Annotated in this window: 14 protein-coding genes; 1 reads left to right on the top strand and 13 read right to left on the bottom strand. The window is 68.4% G+C overall.

Going from position 1 to position 18,895, the window contains the following annotated elements; translation table 11 throughout:
* Nucleotides 1–5: 5 nt before the first annotated feature.
* The 10 genes from E6J58_13410 to E6J58_13365 form a co-directional block, all read right to left on the bottom strand.
* Nucleotides 6–422, bottom strand: a complete 417-nt coding sequence (locus E6J58_13410) for a prepilin-type N-terminal cleavage/methylation domain-containing protein (GenBank protein ID TMB36810.1) — start codon at nucleotides 420–422, stop codon at nucleotides 6–8.
* Nucleotides 423–431: 9 nt separating this feature from the next.
* On the bottom strand, nucleotides 432–1,682 hold the full coding sequence (gene gspF, locus E6J58_13405) for a type II secretion system protein GspF (GenBank protein ID TMB36712.1): 1,251 nt from the start codon (nucleotides 1,680–1,682) through the stop codon (nucleotides 432–434).
* A gap of 6 nt (nucleotides 1,683–1,688) precedes the next feature.
* On the bottom strand, nucleotides 1,689–3,449 hold the full coding sequence (gene gspE, locus E6J58_13400) for a type II secretion system protein GspE (protein TMB36711.1): 1,761 nt from the start codon (nucleotides 3,447–3,449) through the stop codon (nucleotides 1,689–1,691).
* 6 nt (nucleotides 3,450–3,455) lie between these two features.
* A complete protein-coding gene (gspD, locus tag E6J58_13395) occupies nucleotides 3,456–6,161 on the bottom strand; it encodes a type II secretion system protein GspD (protein ID TMB36710.1) in 2,706 nt (901 codons plus the stop codon).
* The gene (locus E6J58_13390; GenBank protein ID TMB36709.1) at nucleotides 6,158–7,174 is read right to left on the bottom strand and encodes a general secretion pathway protein GspC; all 1,017 of its coding nucleotides are present in this window, start codon (nucleotides 7,172–7,174) and stop codon (nucleotides 6,158–6,160) included. Before E6J58_13390 ends, gspD begins: the two co-directional genes overlap by 4 nt.
* Nucleotides 7,175–7,212: 38 nt before the next feature.
* Nucleotides 7,213–8,589, bottom strand: a complete 1,377-nt coding sequence (locus E6J58_13385; protein TMB36708.1) for a sigma-54-dependent Fis family transcriptional regulator — start codon at nucleotides 8,587–8,589, stop codon at nucleotides 7,213–7,215.
* Between the two features lie 66 nt (nucleotides 8,590–8,655).
* Nucleotides 8,656–10,062, bottom strand: a complete 1,407-nt coding sequence (ftsY, locus tag E6J58_13380; protein ID TMB36809.1) for a signal recognition particle-docking protein FtsY — start codon at nucleotides 10,060–10,062, stop codon at nucleotides 8,656–8,658.
* A gap of 84 nt (nucleotides 10,063–10,146) precedes the next feature.
* A complete protein-coding gene (locus E6J58_13375) occupies nucleotides 10,147–11,364 on the bottom strand; it encodes a hypothetical protein (protein TMB36707.1) in 1,218 nt (405 codons plus the stop codon).
* A gap of 113 nt (nucleotides 11,365–11,477) precedes the next feature.
* On the bottom strand, nucleotides 11,478–15,062 hold the full coding sequence (gene smc, locus E6J58_13370) for a chromosome segregation protein SMC (protein ID TMB36706.1): 3,585 nt from the start codon (nucleotides 15,060–15,062) through the stop codon (nucleotides 11,478–11,480).
* Nucleotides 15,063–15,168: 106 nt separating this feature from the next.
* Entirely contained in the window at nucleotides 15,169–15,747 is a 579-nt protein-coding gene (locus tag E6J58_13365) for a DNA-3-methyladenine glycosylase (protein ID TMB36705.1), read from the bottom strand.
* 23 nt (nucleotides 15,748–15,770) lie between these two features.
* Here E6J58_13365 and E6J58_13360 point away from each other — a divergent pair, with 23 nt between their 5' ends.
* Nucleotides 15,771–16,277: a PH domain-containing protein gene (locus tag E6J58_13360; protein ID TMB36704.1), complete on the top strand. Its 507-nt coding sequence runs from the start codon at nucleotides 15,771–15,773 to the stop codon at nucleotides 16,275–16,277.
* Here the strand turns inward: E6J58_13360 and E6J58_13355 are convergent.
* The 3 genes from E6J58_13355 to E6J58_13345 form a co-directional block, all read right to left on the bottom strand.
* The gene (locus tag E6J58_13355; protein TMB36703.1) at nucleotides 16,141–17,565 is read right to left on the bottom strand and encodes a hypothetical protein; all 1,425 of its coding nucleotides are present in this window, start codon (nucleotides 17,563–17,565) and stop codon (nucleotides 16,141–16,143) included. The two genes, E6J58_13360 and E6J58_13355, sit on opposite strands and share 137 nt — an antisense overlap.
* Nucleotides 17,566–17,705: 140 nt before the next feature.
* Nucleotides 17,706–18,539, bottom strand: a complete 834-nt coding sequence (locus E6J58_13350) for a tetratricopeptide repeat protein (protein ID TMB36702.1) — start codon at nucleotides 18,537–18,539, stop codon at nucleotides 17,706–17,708.
* A gap of 87 nt (nucleotides 18,540–18,626) precedes the next feature.
* Nucleotides 18,627–18,884, bottom strand: coding sequence for a hypothetical protein (locus E6J58_13345; GenBank protein ID TMB36701.1), 258 nt, complete (start codon nucleotides 18,882–18,884; stop codon nucleotides 18,627–18,629).
* Nucleotides 18,885–18,895 lie beyond the last annotated feature (11 nt).

Below are 18,895 nucleotides of genomic sequence, written 5' to 3'. Positions count from 1 at the left end.
GATGGCTATTTCCCGGCGGTGGAAGGACCCGCGCTGTCGCCGCCATGGACGAGGATGTCGTCGCCGCCCCCCTGCGCCTTGTCCGGGCCGTAGGAGTAGACGTCGTATCCCTCGCCGGTGCGCAGGTACGCATAGTCCTTGCCCCAGGGATCCCTGCGGATCTCGCGCACGTACTTGGGAAGGAGCTGCTGCAGCGTGTCCGGCCACTGGCCTGTGTCCACGTGGTAGAGATCGATGCTGTTCGAAAGCGCCTGCAGGTCGAGCTTGGCGGTCTTGACCTGCGCGTCCTTCAGCGACTGGAACACGTTGTAGCCGATGGCTCCGGCGATCAGCCCGAGGATCACCAGCACCACCATGATCTCGATCAGCGTCATGCCGCGGGCGGCGGCCTTGCCGGCCTTTCTCAGATGTTTTGCAAACATGTGTGCCTCTTACTTGGGAACGAAGGTGTTGAGCTGCATGATCGGCATGAGGATGGAGAAGACGATGAACGCCACGCCGCCACCCATGGCGACGATCATCACCGGCTCGAGCAGCGAGGTGAGCGCGCCGACCCGCATCTCCACCTGGGCCTCGTAGCTCTTGGCGACGTTCTGCAGCATCTCCTCCAACTGCCCGCTGCGCTCGCCGATCGCGATCATGTGATAGACGAGCGGCGGGAACTGGCCCGACCGCTTCAGCGGCGCGGCGATTGACTCGCCCTCGCGGATCGCGTCGCGCGCCTTGTCGATCACATCCGCCAGGAGCGTGTTGCTGACGATGTTCTTGACGATGTCCATCGCAGTGAGCAGCGGAACCCCGCTCGCCAGCAGCGTGGCCAGCGTCTTGGCGAAACGCGACAGCGCCAACATCCGGATCAGCTCTCCGAAGATCGGTGCCCGCAGCTTCGCGCGATCCCAGAACGCGCGGCCGCGCGGGCTGCGCACGTACCGCCGCACGCCGAAGACGAGCGCCGGCAACAGGACCACCACCAGGTACCAGTAGTCGCGCGCGAACGAGGAGACGACGATGAGGATGCGCGTCGTCCAGGGCAGCGTGACGTTCATGTCCTCGAAGATCTTGGTGACCTTCGGGATGACGACCACGAAGAGGATGCTGACGATGGCGATGCCGACCACCACCATGATCGCCGGATAGAGCATGGCGCCGAGAATCTTGTTGCGCAGTTGGGCCTGCGATTCGGTGAAGTCCGCGAGGCGCACCAGCACCACGTCGAGGGCGCCGGAGCTCTCGCCGGCGCGGATCATGTTCACGTACAGGTCGGAGAACACCTTCGGATGCTCGCGCAGGGCGTCGGCCAGCGACAAGCCCTCGTTCACCTTCTGCTTCACCACCCCCATGATCCGCTTCAGGCGAGGCTGCTCGATCTGATCGACGAGCGCGGTGAGAGCGTCGACCAGCGGGATGCCGGCAGCGATCAAGGTGGCGAGCTGGCGGGTGGCGATGGCGAGGTCCTGCGTGGACACGCCCGTGAATCCGAGCATGGCGCCGAGGTCGACCTCGCGCGAGAGGCCGGTTTTCTGCTCGCCGGCCACCGCGCCCGCTTCGGCCGCCCGCGCGTCGGTGAGATAGACGCCGTCCTTGCGGAGGATCTGGCGCAGGACCCTGCTGCTCTCCGCGTCCCGGATGCCGCGGACGTTCTTGCCGGCCTCGGTGAGGCCCGTGTACTCGAAAACGGGCATGGTGGCCTAGGCCATGTCCTCCTGCGTCACGCTGAGGACTTCCGCCACGCTGGTGATCCCGCGCATCACCTTCTGCGCGCCGTCGTCCATCAGCGTGCGCATGCCCTTGCTCACGGCCTGCCGCTTGATGGTCCCGCTGTCCACGTTCTTGAGCGTGAGCTGGCGCAATTCGTCGTCCATCAGCATCATCTCGTAGATGCCGGAGCGCCCCCGGTACCCCGTGTTGTTGCACTGCTCGCAGGCGCCTGGCTTGTAGAGCATCCCGCCGCTGGTCTCGCGCACGTCGTCCGGAGTGAGCCCGATCTCCTTCAGCTCCTCGGGCGTGGGGAAATAGGGAACCCGGCACTCCTTGCAGACCACGCGGACGAGGCGCTGGGCGAGGATGCCCATCAGGGAGGAGGCGACGAGGAACGGCTCCACCCCCATGTCCACCAGGCGGGTGACGGCGCCGGCGGCGTCGTTGGTGTGGACGGTGGAGAAGACCAGGTGGCCGGTGAGCGAAGCCTGAATGGCGATCTCGGCCGTCTCCAGGTCACGGATCTCTCCGACCATGATTACGTCCGGGTCCTGGCGGAGGAAGCTGCGCAGCCCGTTCGCGAACGTGAGCTCGATCTTCGGGTTCACCGCCGTTTGCGAGATGCCCTGGAGCTGGTACTCGACCGGGTCCTCGATGGTCATGATGTTCAGGTCGGGGCGGTTGATGCGGCTCAGCGCCGCGTACAGCGTGGTGGTCTTTCCCGAGCCGGTGGGTCCGGTGACGAGAATGATGCCGTGCGAGCGGTGGATGAGCGACTCCATGATCCGGAGCTGCTCCTTGTCCATCCCGATCTCCACCAGGTCGAGGAGCACCGTGCTCTTGTCGAGAAGGCGCATCACCACCCGCTCGCCGAAGACCGTGGGGGTGGTGGAGAGGCGGATGTCGATATCGCGCCCGGCGAGCTTGACGCGGATGCGACCGTCCTGCGGCAGCCGCTTCTCGGCGATGTTCAGCCCGCCCATGATCTTCACGCGCGAGCTGATCGAGTTCTGGAACCGCTTGGGCGGGCGGATCACCTCCTGCAGAACGCCGTCCACCCGGAAGCGCACGCAGATGTCCTTCTCCTGCGGCTCGATGTGGATGTCGCTCGCGCGTTCCTTCGCGGCGCGGAAGAGGAGCGAGTTGACGAGCCGGATGATGGGCGCCTCGTCGCTCGAGTCGAGCAGGTCCTGAGGCTCCTCCAACTCGTGTGCGACGGTGTCGAGGTCGCCCGCTTCCAGATCGCCGACGAGCTGCTCCGCCTCGTTCCGGGCGCGGTCGTAGACCGAGTTGATGCAGTCGAGGATGGACTGGGTGGGGACGATCAACGTCGACACCGAGGCGCCGAGCAGCAGGCGCAGGCTGTCCACGGCGCCGGTGTCCATCGGATCGGCCATGGCGACGACCACGCGGTCTCCGTCCATCCGCAGGGGAAGGAGCCGCGCCTGCTTGGCGAAGTTGATGGGCACCTTGGAGATCAGGTCCTGCGAGACTTCCTCGGTTCCCACCCGCATCTGGTAGGGAAGCTCGAGCTGCGCCGCGAGCGCCTTCAGCACCTGCTCCTCGGAGCACGCCTTGAGCGAGACGAGCACCTCGCCGAGTCGACCGCCGCGCTCGGTTTGCGCCGCCAGCGCTTCGTCGACGCGCTCGCGCGTGACGGCGCCGTGCGCGAGCAGGATCTCGCCGAGCCGCAGCCCGGTCAGGTTGCGCGGGGCGGGCTTGCGCGCGGGCGCGTCTGCGATGCCTTCCATCCTGCGTCAACCCTCCTGATCGGGCTTCTCTTCCGACGGCGCCGGCTCTGGCGGCGGCTGTTCGGGGGGCGCCTGCGTGCCCGGCGCAGGCTCCTGCTTCGGCTCGGCGGGAAGGGGAGCAGGCGATGGAATCCGGATCGCCGGGTTGACTCCGCCCTTGTCCAGCTCCGGCGGAGCATAACGCTGGCCGGGGCGAATGACCCGCTGATCGGCGCCGCCGGGGCCCCCGTTCTCGTAGCGGTTCAGCTCTTGCTGCACACCTCGTCGCACCCGGGCGAGCGGTCCCGGCTTGCGGTCGTAGTCGACGGCGGCCTCGTAGCGGCCCTCGTCGCCGTAGAAGCGCTTCACGAACTCCGCGCGCTCGGACATCTTGCGCTCGAAGATGCGCCGGTAATCGGATTGGTCGCGGATGATGTAGGGAGTGAGGAACAACAATAGATTCGTCCTGGTCTTCTTCGTCGACTCGTTGCGGAAAAGCCAGCCGAGCAGCGGCAGCGATCCCAGCACCGGGACCTTCTGCACGCTGCGGGTGCTGCGCTCCTGGATCAGTCCGCCGATCACCACCGTCTCCTGGTCCTTGGCCACCACCGTGGTCTTCGCGCTGCGCTTGGAGGTGGTGGGACCGAGCTGCTTGTCGACGCTGGCGATCTCTTCGGTCTGCTCGTCGACGTCGAGGCGGACGTAGTCGCTCTCGTTGATCTGTGGCTTGATCCGCAGGCGCAGCTCGACGTTCTGCCGCTGGATGGGCGCGTAGAGGGACCCGAGGCCGCCGAGGCCGAGCAACGAGGTGGCGGCGGTATTCGTCGTGCCGGTGGTGGTCCCCGAGGTGCCGGAGACGAGAGAGGTCAGCGCCGAGCTGGTCGGCGAATAGGCCGCCTGGAAGGGGACGTTCTGGCCGACGGTGATCTCTCCCTCGGTGTTGTCGGTCATGATCACGTGGGGAGTGCTGATCACGTTCACGTCGCTCGAGCTCTGCAATGCGTTGAGCAGGATGGCAAAGGAGGGCAGTGAGACGTTCAGGCCGGGCACCGTGATGGGGGGGCCCTGCAGTCCCGCGAGGAAGCCTCCCAGCGATCCCAGCGAGGTCACGCCGCCGAGGGAGCTGAGGCCGCCGAGCTCGCTGCCGACGACCAAGGGAGCGTCGCCCTTTGCTCCGCGGAAGCTGACGTCGTTGAGGATGGTACCGCCGTGCGCGGAGACGCCGACCTCGAGGTCGTTCTCGAGATTCACTTCCATGATCACCGCTTCGACGAATACCTGGCGGCGGCGGATGTCGAGACGCTCCACGACCTTGACCAGGTTCCGGTAGTCGGCCTGCGAGGCGATCACCACCAGCGAGTTGGTGTTCTTGTCGGCGGTAATCTTCACCTCGCCGGCGAAGAGATCGGCGGAGACCGGTCCCGCAGGGGCTGCGGCCCCGGCCGGCGTCGCCTGCGGCGGACCCGGGGGGCGCGCCCCGGCGGCACCCGTGGGTCCGGTGGTGTGTCGCGCAGCGGCTCCCTGCGCCAGCGCCTGCAGCGTGGCGGCGACGTCCTCGGCCTTGGCGTTCTCCAGGTAATAGACGTGGACACCGCCCTCGCCGGCGGGGACGTCGAGCTGGCGGATCAGCTGCATCACCCGGTTGAAAGAACGGGCGCCGGCGATGACGATGAGCTTGTTCGTCCGCTCCTCCGGGATGATCTTGCCGATCTGCACCGGGCCGCCGGTGCCGGCAGGGGCCTGTCCGGGTTGAGGGACGGGGAGCGGTTGTCCGGGCTGGACGACCGGCTCGGCGACGCCGAGCTGGCGGGCGACGCCGCCCCGCTGGGCCGGCGCCTGCGCCTGGAAGATCTCGGTCAGCTTCTGCGCGAGCTCCTGCGCTCCCGCGTACTGCACGGGGACGATGTGGATCTCCTCGGAGCCGCCCGGCTGGTCCAGCTGCGCGACCAGCTTCTCCAGCCTGCGCATGTTCAGGCCGAGGTCGCTGATCACCAGCGTGTCCGGCGGGAAGATCTGGAAATCGGAGTCGCGCGACGTGAACTGGTTCAGCACGTTGCGCATCTGGTCCGCTTCGACATAGCGGAGCTTGAACAGCCTGGTGACCATCTGCTCGGTGGGCGGCGCCTCCTGCCCGCGGTCGAGATAGATGGGGATGTTCGCGCGGGAGGACTGCTTCTTCTCCACGAGCTTCCAGTACTTGCCGACCGGATAGACGGACCAGTTGTTGGCGTCGAGTGCGGCGACGAAGACGTTCCACACGTCGTCGGCGGGGATCGGCGAGTTGGAGAGGATGGTGATCTTCCCGGCGACGCGCTCCGGCAAGATGAAGTTGCGCTGGGTGAACTGGCTGACGAACTGGATCACTTCGGTGAGGTCCCGCTTGTCGAAGGACATCACCACCGTGCGCGCCTGGTTGTGGATCTCCTTCTTGTCGACGGGCGCGCTCGGTGGCGGCTGGGTGGCGCGCGTCGCCCCGGGCTGCGCAGGAGCGGGCTGATTTGCCGGCGGCGTTCGCGGCGGGACGATCGGGACGGGTCGCCGCGGTGGAGGCGTCTGCGGCGGGGGCGGCGGCTGTTGCTGCTGCGGCGGCTGTTGCTGCGGCGGCGGCAGTTCCGGCGGCGGCTGCGGCGGCGGCTGCTGTTGCGCGCGCGACGGTGGCGCGGCGACGAGGGTCGCCGCGAGCGGGAGCAAGAAAGCCCAGCGCAGGGGATGCACGAAGTTCTCCCGGGTCATTCGATGGAGTACGTCTTGCGCAAGGTCTCGCCGCGGCGCTCGAGCTCGATCTCGATGCGGTTCGCGTCGCGCAGCTTCTGGTAGATCTCCAGCGCCTTGTCCGGGCTGTTCATCTCGTAGCCGTTGATGCGCCGGATCACGTCGCCGTTCTGCACGCCGATCTTGGCGTAGAGCGAATCGGGCACGATGGAGAACAGCTTGAACCCGTTCGCCACCCCGTTCTTGAACGAGGGGACGATCCTCGCCTTGGTGGCGAGGTCGGAGAGGTTGGTGAGCGCGTTGTTGATCTCGCTCCGCGCCACCACGTACTGGTTCTCGGAGAGCTGCCGGACGCCCTCGCCGCCGCCGGCCTGCGCCTGTCCCAGGGCGCCCGGCTGGACGATCGGGATCACTCCCAGGTTGGGCGGCGCGGCGAGGCTGTTGTCGATGTACTCGTTGACGCCGGCATTGTCGATCAGCACGCGCTCCTTCTCGATCGCGTAGATCCGCGCGTCCTGGTACTTCTCGCCGATGGCATAGACCTGCGTCTCGTTCACGTCCGGGTTGGTGATCTGGCAAAGCGAGTACTTCGCGGGATCGGCGATGGCGGTTCCGATCAGAGTGCCGTGCAGCGACGAGCGGACGGGCACGGGGTTCCAGCCGGCGCGCTGCGTCTGCGTCGTCTCGGCGCCGGGCGCTGGCGGCTTCGGCAGCGGGACGTCGAACAGCTTCGCCACCTTGTCGGCGTCGAGCTCCACACGCTGCGGCTGGGCGGCGGACTGCGGCGTGGCTCCAGCCTGCTGCACCAGGGCGGGCTTCGGCGCGATGGCGGCGGCGGCGATCGTGTTCACGGTGCGCGCGGCGAGATACGCGCCGAGCAACACTGCGACGGCGTCGAACGCCCACGAGTATCGCTGGAGGACGAGCTCCATACCGAGCGGAGCAGCAAGCGCCATGCCAGCGGAGCCGCTCAGGAATCCGTCGCTCGGGACGGTTGGAGGGCGGCCGGGCGACAAGGTGACAACGGCGAGCATTGCCGGCGTGACAATTTGTCACCGGCCGCCAACGCTGCTTAGTCCTTCTCCCGATCGAGCTTGCGATAGATGGTGCGCGCGGCGATGCCGAGCAGCTGCGCGGCGAGGTTCTTGTCTCCCTTCGTCTGACGCAGCGTCTCGCGGATGACGCGCAGCTCGATCTCTTCCATCGTCGTCCCGAGCGGCACCGCGAGGGTACGACCCTCGAGGGCGCCGGCCACGCCGGCATTGCGCGCGGCGCCCCCGGCGCGAACGGACTCCGGCAGATCGTCCACGTCGATCTCTTCGCCGCGCGAGAGCACCACAGCGCGCTCGATGGCGTGCTCCAGCTCTCGGACGTTGCCGGGCCAAGGGTAGGCCTCCAGTGCGGCGAGCGCCGCGCGCGTGAGGCCGCGGATCGATTTCCCGTTCTTGGCCGCGTACCGCGCGATGAAGTGGTCGGCGAGGAGAGGAACGTCCTCCACGCGATCGCGCAGCGGCGGCAGCACCACCTGGATGACGTTCAGCCGGTAGTAGAGGTCCTCGCGGAACTTTCCTTCGCGGACGCGCGCGGAGAGATCCTGGTTGGTGGCGGCCACCACACGGCAGTCCACCTTGATGGTGCCGGTTCCGCCCAGGCGCTCGATCTCCCCATCCTGCAGGAAGCGGAGCAGCTTCACCTGGACCGACGGCGTCAGCTCGCCGACCTCGTCGAGGAAAAGGCTGCCGCCCTGGGCCCGCTCGATGCGGCCTTCCTTGCGCTGCACCGCGCCGGTGAATGCGCCGCGTTCGTACCCGAAGAGCTCAGCTTCGAGGATCGTCTCGGGGATCGCGGCGCAGTTGATGGGCACGAAAGGCCCCGATGCGCGGGCCGAGTGCTCGTGGAGAGCGCGCGCGAAGAGCTCCTTGCCGGTGCCGCTCTCACCGAGCAGCAGCACCGTCGCCGAGGAGGGCGCCGCCTGCCGGATGATGTCGAGCGTCGCGCGCAGCGACGGGCTCTGGCCGACGATGGGCTGCTCGGCCCCGGCGAGGCGGGCGCGAAGCTGCTTGTTCTCCTGCACGAGCCGGCGCTTCTCGATGGCCTGCTGGACGCTCTTCAGCACCGCATGACGCTTCAGCGGCTTGGTGAGGAAGTCGTAGGCGCCGTCCTTCATCGCCGCCACCGCGGCGTCCACGGTCCCGTAGGCGGTCATCAGGACCACTTCCGCGTCGGGCGCGACGGCCCGCACCGCTCGGAGCAATTCCTGCCCGCTCATCGCCGGCATCATGAGGTCGGTCAGCACGACGTCCACCGGCTCGGCGCGCAGCGTCTCCACCGCCGCCTGACCGTTGCGTGCGAGCAGGATGCGATACCCCTCGCGCGCGAAGATCCGCTCGAGCGAGTCCAGGTTCGCCTGCTCGTCGTCGACCACCAGGATGGTGCCGCGCGTGGACATGTCCGCTAAAGCATACTGTACAGGCCAAAGCATAGGCGCACACCCGGGCCTCCGGCGCGGGAGCGCCTACTCCGCAAACAGCGCCTCGACGAACTCGTGGGCGTCGAACTCCTTCAGGTCGCTCACCTTCTCGCCGATGCCGACGTAGCGCACGGGGATTTTCAGCGTGTCGCAGATGCCGATGATGACGCCGCCTTTCGCGGTGCCGTCGAGCTTGGTAAGGACGAATCCGGTCACGCCCAGCGAGTCGTGGAACTGGCGGGCCTGCTGGATGGCGTTCTGGCCGGTGGTGGCGTCGACGACCAGCAGCACCTCGTGGGGGGCGCCTTCCTGGGCCTTGGACAGCGTCCGCTTCAGCCGCTTCAGCTCTTCCATCAGATTGGGCTTCGTGTGCAGGCGGCCGGCGGTGTCGCAGAGCACCACGTCGAGTTTCTCGCCGCGGGCGCGCGTCACCGCGTCGAAGAGCACCGCGCCGGGGTCGGTGCCGTCCTTGCCGCGGACGATCGGGACCTGCGCGCGATCGGCCCACACGTCGAGCTGTTCGCCGGCGGCGGCGCGGAAGGTATCGCCGGCGCCGAGGATGACGGACTTGCCGGCGGCTTTCATCTTTGCCGCGAGCTTGCCGATGGTGGTCGTCTTTCCCGTGCCGTTCACGCCGACGACCATCACCACTTGCGGCGGCGGCGCGTCGGGCAGGCCGCCGTGAGGGCCGGATGCCTGGGAGAGGATGCGTTCGATCTCCTCGCGCAAGGCGGCCTTCACCCTGGCCAGATCCGAGAGCTCACGGCGTTTGAGCCGTTCGCGCACGCTCTCCAGAAGCGCGGTCGCCGTGTGGACGCCCACGTCCGCGGAGAAGAGAATCTCCTCCAGCTCCGCGAGCGCGGCGTCGTCCAGGTCCTTGCTGGCGCCGACGAACGCATTGAGGCGGGCGATGAAACCACTCCGGGTCTTCGCCAAGCCCTCGGCGAGAGTCCGGCCTGCTTCCTGTTGCGCCAGCCTTCGCCGCGTTTCTTCCAGCGTCCGGCGCTCGGCCTCGACGCGCGCCTGCTCTTCCGCGCGTGCCCGCGCTGCCGACTCTTCGCGGGCGGCAGCCTCCGCCTGCCGGCGTGCCTTTTCCAGCGCCTCCTCGGTCTTGCGGTGCTCGTAGTCCGCGCGGCGCCGCAGGTCCGCGACTTCTCGTTCGTAGCGGTCGACCTCCGCACGGGCGGCGGAGGACTGCGGCTCGCGGCGGGCGGCCTCGTGCGCCACCTCGAGCCGCTGCTCCGATTCGGCGAGCTCTTCCCGCGCGCGCTTCTCGCGGGCAACGCGCTCCGCTGGCGGCGCCGCCTCTGAGATGGAGACCTTCGCGGGCTCGATGGTCTCGCGTTCTGGCGCCGCGGGCAGCTCGCCGGGAGGACGCGCCCTGCGGGAGACGAAGGCGCGGGCGAGCAGCGCGATGATCAGCGCCGCGGCGATCAGCAGGGCGACCGCGATGGCGATCTGCGTGGTTTCGAGCGCGAGCAGCACGGGAGCGCGCAGATCGCTCAGCCGCGGGCAAAAAGCAAGGCCTGGACCGGATTACTCCGGAAGCGTGGGAGGAGCCTTGGTGCTCACCGCGTCGAGCGGCAGCGGCCTGGAAGCGCCCGCCTGTGCGGCGATGGCGGTCGCGTGCCACTTGCGCTTGCTGCCGGTGTCGATGCCGCACTTGGTGGCGGCGGCGTCGCAGGCGACGATCTGGAAGAAGATCGCTCCCTCGTCCTGCGGCGGCAACTCGGCCTTGTACCCGCCCCACCCGCCGGTCTCGTCGCGCACCATGTCGGTGAGCTGATCCTGCGCGTCGTTGCCGCGCCAGAGGATGGCGACCCGGTCGGGCATCTCGCCCTTGTCCGTCGGCGGCACCACTTGCGCGCGCAGCACGAACGGACGCCCAGGCGGGATCCGCACCGGCGGATTGTCGGTGAAGATGAAGGGGCCCGTCGCTTGCGGCGGAGCGGTCGTCGCCGGGGCGGCCTGCGGCGTGGCAGTGACTACGGCCTTCTTGAATGCGATCACGTAGGGAGCGCGGGAGCCGCCCTCTCCCTGGCGGGTCGCCTGCCCGGCCTCGTTCCTGGCGGTGATGAAGTACTCCACATTGCCGTGCGCCATCGCCGCGGGGATCTGCGCCTCCCAGGTCTCGCCCTCGGTGCGCGTCAGCGGCATGTTGGTGAAGGTGGTGTTGCCCTGCGGGCGCACCTGGAGGACGGCGAGCGCGACCGGAGATTCGCTCCTGATCTTCGTGCGCACCAGGAAGTCGCGTCCCTCGGGAGGCGAGGTTCCGGGTCGGCTGTGCTCGACGGAGGGCGGCGGCGCGGCCTTGGCCGTGACCCGTTCGCGCGGCGGTCTCGGCTCCGCCTGCTTTCGCGGAGGCGGCTGCGCGCGAGGCGTTTTCTCCGCCGGCGCCGCGGAGCCCACGGCGAACGCCTTCGCCGACGACCCATAGGTCGCGGGCCCGTTTCCGAGGAGATCGCTGGCTTCGATCCAGTACTCGGTGTCCAGCCCGCCCGGGAAGCTGGCGCGAAACACGTCGTCGTAGTCGTTCCTCATCATCGGCGAATCCTCGGCCCTGCCTCCGGCGCCGCGGTGATGGCAGATGGCGGAGAGCACGCCGGTCTCGTCGGTGATGCGGGCCTCGATCTGGACCTGCCCGCCTTTCAGGCTCGCCCGCACTTCCGAGATCTGTGGCGGCTTGGTGTCATCCGCGCGCGCCCTCACCGCAACGAACACCGTGGCAATTACCGCGACTGTCGAGATGCGCATGTGTCGACATTACCGCACGTGACACTCGGGAGCATCTCGATCATGTCTCGCTTGCGTGACGCCGGCGGCGCGCAGGCGTCGGATCGATCGATACAGGAATGCGTGGAGAGTCGCTACGCGGCGGCGGTAGCGGCTTGTGGGGAGAGCTTGACCGAGACGATCTTCGAGATGCCCGGCTCCTCCATGGTCACGCCGTAGAGCGAGTCCGCCACTTCCATCGTGCGCTTGTTGTGCGTGATCACGATGAACTGCGAGCTGCGGCTCATCTCGCGGACCATCTCGTTGTACCGGCCGACGTTCGCCTCGTCGAGCGGGGCGTCCACTTCGTCGAGGAGGCAGAACGGAGTCGGTTTGATCAGGAAGATGGCGAAGATGAGCGAGACCGCGGTCAAGGCCTTCTCTCCGCCGGAGAGGAGGTTCACCGACGCGAGCTTCTTGCCCGGAGGTTGCGCCACGATCTCCACGCCCGGCTCCGCCGACGGGTTCGCCGGATCCTCGACGAGCTGCAGCTCCGCCTTGCCGCCGCGGAAGAGGCGGGGGAACACCTGCTGGAAGCGGTCGTTGACGAGCTGAAAGGTCTCGCGGAAGCGCTCCTTCGATGCCCGATCGATCCGCGCGATCGCCGACCGCAGCTTGGCGATGGCCTCCTCCAGATCCGCCTTCTGGGAGGAGAGGAAGGCGAAGCGCTCGCCGACTTCCCGTGCCTCGTCGATGGCGGTGAGCGACACCTCGCCGAGCGCGTCGATCTTCTCGCGCAGCGAGTGCATCTGCTCTTCGGCGACGGTCACGTCCAACTGCAGCGCGGCATCTTTCTTCGCCGCGGCGACGTCGGTCAGCTCCATCAGGTGCCGTTCGCGGACCTGCTGCTCGAGGTGGTTGATCTCGAGCCGCGTACCCTGCAGCGCCAGCTCCGACTTGCCGCGGCGCTCGCCGACCGCTCGCGCCTCCTCGCGCGCCGTGCGCACCTCCTCGTCTCCGCCGCGGAGCCGCTCCTGCGCCTGCTCGTACCGGGCCCGCGCCCGCCCGAGCTCGTCGCGGAGGCGCTCCGACTCGGCGAGAAGGCGGCGCAGCTCCTCTTGCGCGACCTGTCCCTTCGCCTGCAGCGCGGCGTCGCGCTCCTTGCCCTGGTCGATCTCGGTTCGGAGCTTCTCGCGGCGCGACTCGACTTCCGAGCGGGAGTCGAGGAGACGCTGCAGCGACCGGCCCACGCCTTCGCGCCGCTCCGCGATGGCGGCGTTGCTCACCTTGGCCTTGGTCACCTCGGCCTGGACGGACTCCGCGCGCTCCCGCGCCCGGGACAGATCGGCCTGCAGCGCGCGCAGCCGCGCCTCTCGCTCGCTCTGCTCGCCCTCGCCGGCGGCGACGGCCTCGCGCGAAGCCTGCTCCTCGCGGGCCACCTCGCCCATCGCCGACTCGAGGTGCTCGGTCTCGTGCCGGAGCACCTGGTCGCGTTGGGCGATGCGGCCGAGGTCCTCCTGCAGCCGCGCGACGTCCCGCTCGAGGCGAAGGTGGGAGAGTTCCTCTTCGCGCTCCTCGTGAAGCAGCCGCTTGACCTGCGTGTCGGTGGCCTGGACGCGCGCACCGAGCTGCTGCACTCGCTCGGTCGCCAGTTGCAGCCGCGCCTCGAGCTCTTGCACCGTGTCCGCCAGCTCCTGCACTTCGCGCCGCTTGTGCAGCAGTCCATCCCCGACGCCCTCGAGCGCGCCGCCGGAAACGACGCCCTCCTTGTCGACCACCTCGCCGTCGGTGGAGACGAAGGTCCGCTCACCCGGGTTCCGCGCCCACAGCGCGAGGGCCGCCGCCAGCGTCTCGCAGAGGAAGACGTCCGCGAGCAGGTAGTTGCGCACCCGCTCGTGCTCCGGGGCGCAGGCCACCACGTCGACAGCGCGCACCGTATCTTCCGGCGCCGGCAACGCGGCGGCCTCCGGAACCAGCGGGAGCTGCTCCATCTCGGTGAGCGGAACGAAGGAAGCGCGCCCCTGTGCGGCCTTGCGCAGATAGTCCACCGCCTTGAGGCCGGCGGCGTGGCTCTCGACCAGCACGAGCTGCAGCCGCTCTCCCAACACCGCCTCGATGGCGCGCTCGTAGCGCCGCTCCACCCGCAGGACGTCGGCGACGAGCCCGTAGACGCCGTCCCGGCGCCGCTCCTCCTCCGCGCGCAGCATGATCGCCTTCACGCCGCGCCCGTATCCCTCGAAGTTCTTCTGCAGCTCGAGCAGCGAGGTGAGGCGGCTGCGCCGGTCGGCCAGCTCCTCGCGGAGCTTGATGAGCTGCGTCTCGCTCTCGCGCTGCTCGGCGCGTCCAGCGGCGAGATCCGCCTCGGTGGCGACCTTGTGCTCGTGCAGCTCGCGGCGCTTCGCCTGCGCCTCCGCCAGCTTCTGCGCCAGCTCGTCGCGCTGGCGCGCGAGCTCCTGCGCGCGCGCCTCCAGCTGCTCCTTCTCCGCCGACGTCTTCTGCAGTCGCCCGCCGAGCTCGGTGCGGCGCTTCTCCAGGTTGACGAGATTCGTGCGGTGATTGGCCAGTCGCGTGAGGACGCTCACCGCCTCGTGCCGTTCGCCTTCCACCGTGTGCTGCGCGTCGTGGATTTCCTTGAGCGCCGACTGCAGAGACTCCTCGGCTTGCTTCTGGCGCGTCTCGTCCTCGGCGGAGGCATCGGCCAGCTTCTGCCCCTCCAGGCGCAGCCCCTCCTCTTCGCGCCCGAGCAACTCGAGGCGCACTCCGAGGAGCGAGACCTCCTCCTCGTGCTGCGCCTGGCGGGTAGCGATGGTCTCCCGCTCCCGCTTGGCGAACTCCATCTCCTGCTCGGAGAGGCGGAGCTGCTTGTCGATGGCGTGGGACTGATCGGCCAGCTGTTGCACCTTCTTCTCGTCCTCGACCGCGGAGAGGCCCGCCTCGAGGCGCGCGGCATGCGCGAGCGCGACGTTCTCGGCTTCACCCGCCTCGCTCAGCTCCCGGGCCTGCCCGCTTTCCGTGTCCCGGAACGCCAGGTACTGGCGGCAGGAGGCGAGCAGCTCCAGCTCGCGCAGCTCCGCCCGGAGCTCGCGGAACCTCGTAGCCTTCTTTGCCGACCGCTCCAGGGACTGCAGCCTCTTGCTGACTTCGCCGACCACGTCGGAGAGGCGGAGAAGGTTCTGATCGGTAGCCTCCAGCTTCCGCTCGGCCTGCTTGCGGCGCGCCTTGTACTTGGTGACGCCCGCCGCTTCCTCGATGAAGGCGCGGCGGTCTTCCGGCTTGGCGCTGACGATCAGGCCGATCCGGCCTTGCTCGATGATCGAGTACGCGCGCGTGCCGACGCCGGTGCCGAGGAACAGCTCGGTGATGTCCATCAGGCGGCAGGCGGCCTTGTTGATCTCGTACTCGCTGTCTCCGTTGCGGAAGAGCCGGCGCGTGACGGTGATCTCGCCGAAGCCCGCATATTGCGGCGGCACCAGCCGGCCGTCGTTCTGGAAGGTGAGCGAGACCTCCGCCATGCCCGTCGCGGCACGCGATTCCGACCCCGAAAAGATCACGTCCTCCATGGCGCGGCCGCGCAGGTGCTTCGCGCTCTGCTCGCCCATTGCCCAGCGGACGGCGTCCACGACGTTGCTCTTGCCGCACCCGTTCGGGCCCACCACTCCGGTGATGCCCTCATCGAAGGAAAAGACGACTCGATCCGCGAACGACTTGAAGCCGGAGATCTCCAGACGGCGGATTTTCATCGGACCGCAGGTCACCACGATCCCCGCCGATTCTCAAGCTTGATTCTAGGGCCGCAGATGTGCTCACCGGGATGGCCGCCGCCGCACCGCAAGTGCGGCGTTGCGGCTACTTCTGAGACTGGGCAGGTCTCGAGACATGGGGGCTGTCCGCGTCGCAGAAGCGCAGGGGCTCCGCCGCCCATTTCCCGGCGTAGTCGACGCCGACCCGGGGCCCGCGCGCGATCCGCGGGCGTCCCCGCCGGGGCAGCACGATCAGCTCGCCCTGCGGATCGCACAGGTCGGCGCGGTTGTGCGACGCCTTCACTCCGAACGCCTTGCAGACGTTGCCGGGCCCACGCGCGGTGGAATGGAGCCAGGGCAGCGAATCGGGTACCGGCTCGACGGAGCGGATCAAGACTGCATTCGCGTCGCTGCCCGGCCCGCAGACGCAGTTCAGCATCTGGTGGATTCCGTAGATCAGGTACACGTAAGCGTGGCCTGGCTCGCCGTACATCACCTCCGTCCGGGCGGTGCGGCCCGCGCGGGCGTGGCAGGCCAGGTCGTGCTCGCCGACGTAGGCCTCCGTCTCCACGATGCGCCCGAGGACGTACGCGCCGCGCACACGTCGGGCGAGGATGCACCCGAGCAGCGCCGGCGCCACCTTCACCGCGTTGCGATCGTAGAAGCTGCGCGGGAGCGGTTCCACGCCCCAATGGTAGACTCGGCGCCATGGCCCCGCAGCTTCGCCTGGTGGGCGACGAGCCCCCGCCTCTCTTCTCCGTTCGCGCCGACGCCCGCCTCCGTCTGTGGGGCGCCGGCCTCTGCGCCTGCGGCGCACTCGGAATGACCGCGGTCGGGTACCGGCGCTCCCTGCCGCCGGTGATCGCCGGCCCGGTCGCTGCAGCGTTCCTCCTCTGGGCGCTCTATCTGCTCGCGACGTTCGCCGGGCGGCGGTCGGTGCGGTACACCCTCACGCCGCAGCGGCTGGAGATCGAGCGCGGCATCCTCGGCAAGCGTTACGAGAGCATCGATCTCTGGCGCGTCCGCGACGTGGCGCTGGAGCAGACATTGCTCGAGCGGGTCCGTGGCGTGGGGCGCATCACCGTGATCTCGAGCGATCAATTGGAGCCGATGCTGCTGGTCGGTCCGGTCGCCTCGGCGAAGCGGCTGTACGACCAACTCCGCGACGCCGTAGCGCACGCCCGCAAGGAAGCCCGAGTCCTCCCCCTCGGCTGACGCGGGTTACTCCATCGCCTGCCTCAGATCGGCGATCAGATCGTCGGGATCCTCGAGGCCCACGCTCATGCGCACCATGCCCTCGTCGACGCCGGCGCGGCGCAGCTCCTCCGCGCTGTAGCCGGTGTGGCTGAAGAGGATGGGAAGGCTGGTGAGCGTCTCCGGACCGCCGAGGCTGGCGGCACGCGCGACCTACCGAGAACGTCACCATGCCGCCGAATCCGTTCATCTGCCGGCGCGCCAGGTCGTGATCGGGATGGCTGGGAAGTCCCGGGTACCAGACTCTCTTCACCGAGCCCTGCGACTCCAGCCAACGCGCGACCGAAAGCGCGCTCGCGCACTGCCGCTCGATCCGGACGGCAAACGTCTTCAGCCCGCGGAGCAGATCGTATGCGACCTGCGCATCGAGCGCGGCGCCAAGGCGGCTGGCGACGCTGCGGACCTTGTCCACCAGGTCGCGCCGCCCGGCGATGACGCCGCACAGGTGATCGCTGTGGCCGTTGAGGAACTTGGTGGCCGAATGCATCACCAGATCCACGCCGAGGGCGAGGGGGCGCTGCACCAGGGCCGGCGCGAACGTCGAGTCGATCAAGGAAACGGCTCCCGCCGACTTCGCCGAGCGCGCCACCGCAGCGACGTCGAGGACGCGCAGGGTCGGGTTGGTGGGCGATTCGAAGAGGCAGAGCTTCGCGCCGCCCCGGGCGCAGGCGTCCACCAGAGCTTCCGGCTCGGCCATGCGGGTCTTCACGCCGAACCGGCTGAGGACGTCGCGCAAGAGCTTGTAGGTGCCGCCATACAATGCCGTTGCGGCCACGACCTCTTCACCGCCGGACACGAGCGCCATCACGGCGGCGGTCATGGCGCCCATGCCGCTGCCGAACAGCACACAGGAGTCCGCACCCTCCAGCGCCGCCAGCGCCGCCTCGGCTGCGCGCACGGTGGGATTCTCGTCGCGGCTGTACATGTAAAGGCCGCTTTCGCCGCGCGCGTACCGTTGCACCGCCTCGGCGCTCTCGAACCGGAAGGTGGTCGACTGGACGATGGGGGTGGTGATCGGCGCGTTCGGTCCTTCGGGCGCGCCGGCGTGCACCGACAGGGTGGCGAGCTTCATGCGGCGCGGTCTATCGCCGGCCACGATGCAGTTCAAGCGGCGCGTGGCGAAGAAAAAGCCCCCGGAGCCAATATCCGGGGGCTGCGAAAATTGAAGCGCGCGGTGCCGGGGTGGCGGGGGACACCATTCCCCCGGCGGCGAACGCTTCCCCCAGGAGTAGAGCAGCATCCATGCCACGGAGGACTCTGTTGAAATCAGGTGCGAATTACACCCGCGCACACTCGCGCCGGATTGCAGATTTGCAATCCGGGCATTGCAAACGTGCGGGATGCGTTCAGACGGCCGAACTGAGTCCGGCGCGCCTTCGGCGACGGTACTCAGTTCAGCGCCAGCAGCTGCTCGAATTCGGGTGCGCCCTTGAGCCCGTCGAACATCGGATCCGCCGCGAGCCAGCTCCGGACCTTCGACGGCTCCTTCTCGAGCGCCTTGCGCAAAGCGGAAAGCGCGTCCGCCCTGCGGTCCCACAGCGAATACAGCGCCGCGACGTTGTAGTTCAGAAGGACGTCCTCCGAATTCAGCTCGCGCGCCTTCGCGTAGCACCGCTCCGCTTCCTGGTAGAAGCCCTTCTGCGCGTACGAGATGCCCAGATCGAGCCAGCCCTCGTAGTTCTCCGGCTCCAGGCGCACCACCTCGTTGAGCAGTCCAATGGCGCCCCGATAATCGCCCTCGTCCATCAGCATGGCAGCGAGCTCGTGGCGGGCGAGAGGATCGTGCGGATCCAGCTCGATGGCCGCCTTGAACTCTGCCTTCGCTTCGTCGCGCTGATCCAGATCGGCGTACGTCATCCCGAGGTTCAGGTGCGCGTCCGGATATTCCGGGTCGAGCTCGATGGCGTCCTTGTACTGCTCGATTGCCATGTCGTGCGCGTGGGTCGCCAGGAAACAGGCGAGGTTGTAGTGGGCCGTCGCGCTGTCCGGCTCCAGCTTCAGCGCCGTCAGGTACTCCTCCAGCGCCTGGGCGAAGAGCTTCTTCTCCGAATAGACCGTGGCGAGGTTGTCGTGGGCGTGCGCGGAGGCCGGATCGAGCTCGATCGCCTTCTTGAACTCTTTGATCGCCTCGTCCAGCCACCCCCGGTCGGCGAGCTCGATCCCCCGGGAGTTGTGCTCGTCGGACCGGACGGTCTTGTCCTGTCCTTTGGTGTCGCGAGCCATGGTCCTCAGATAACACGAAAGGGGGGTCCCGGCCTTCGACTGTACAGGCCTCAGAAGCAGTCGCTAAGGCGCCTTCGGCGGCCGCGACTAGTCTCCGGAAGACGCGTTGTACTTCCCGAAAGTCTTCAGGTTTTTGCTCGCCTTCACGGTGGCTTTGCGGGCCGTATTCGTCGCCTGGTTGCCCGCCAGGCTGTCGGTGGTGCCGCTGAACAGCTCGCGGATGTCGCGGCCGAAAACCGTCACGACGCCGATGGCGGCGACGGCGACCAAGGCGACGATGATCAGGTATTCGCTGAGCCCCTGACCGGACTCGGAACGGAGAAGACGGCGGACGAATCGGCGCATGGCGACCCCTT

Source organism: Deltaproteobacteria bacterium, from assembly GCA_005879535.1.
Taxonomy (GTDB): Bacteria; Myxococcota; Myxococcia; order Myxococcales; family 40CM-4-68-19; genus 40CM-4-68-19.
This window is presented reverse-complemented; position numbering and strand designations above follow the sequence as displayed.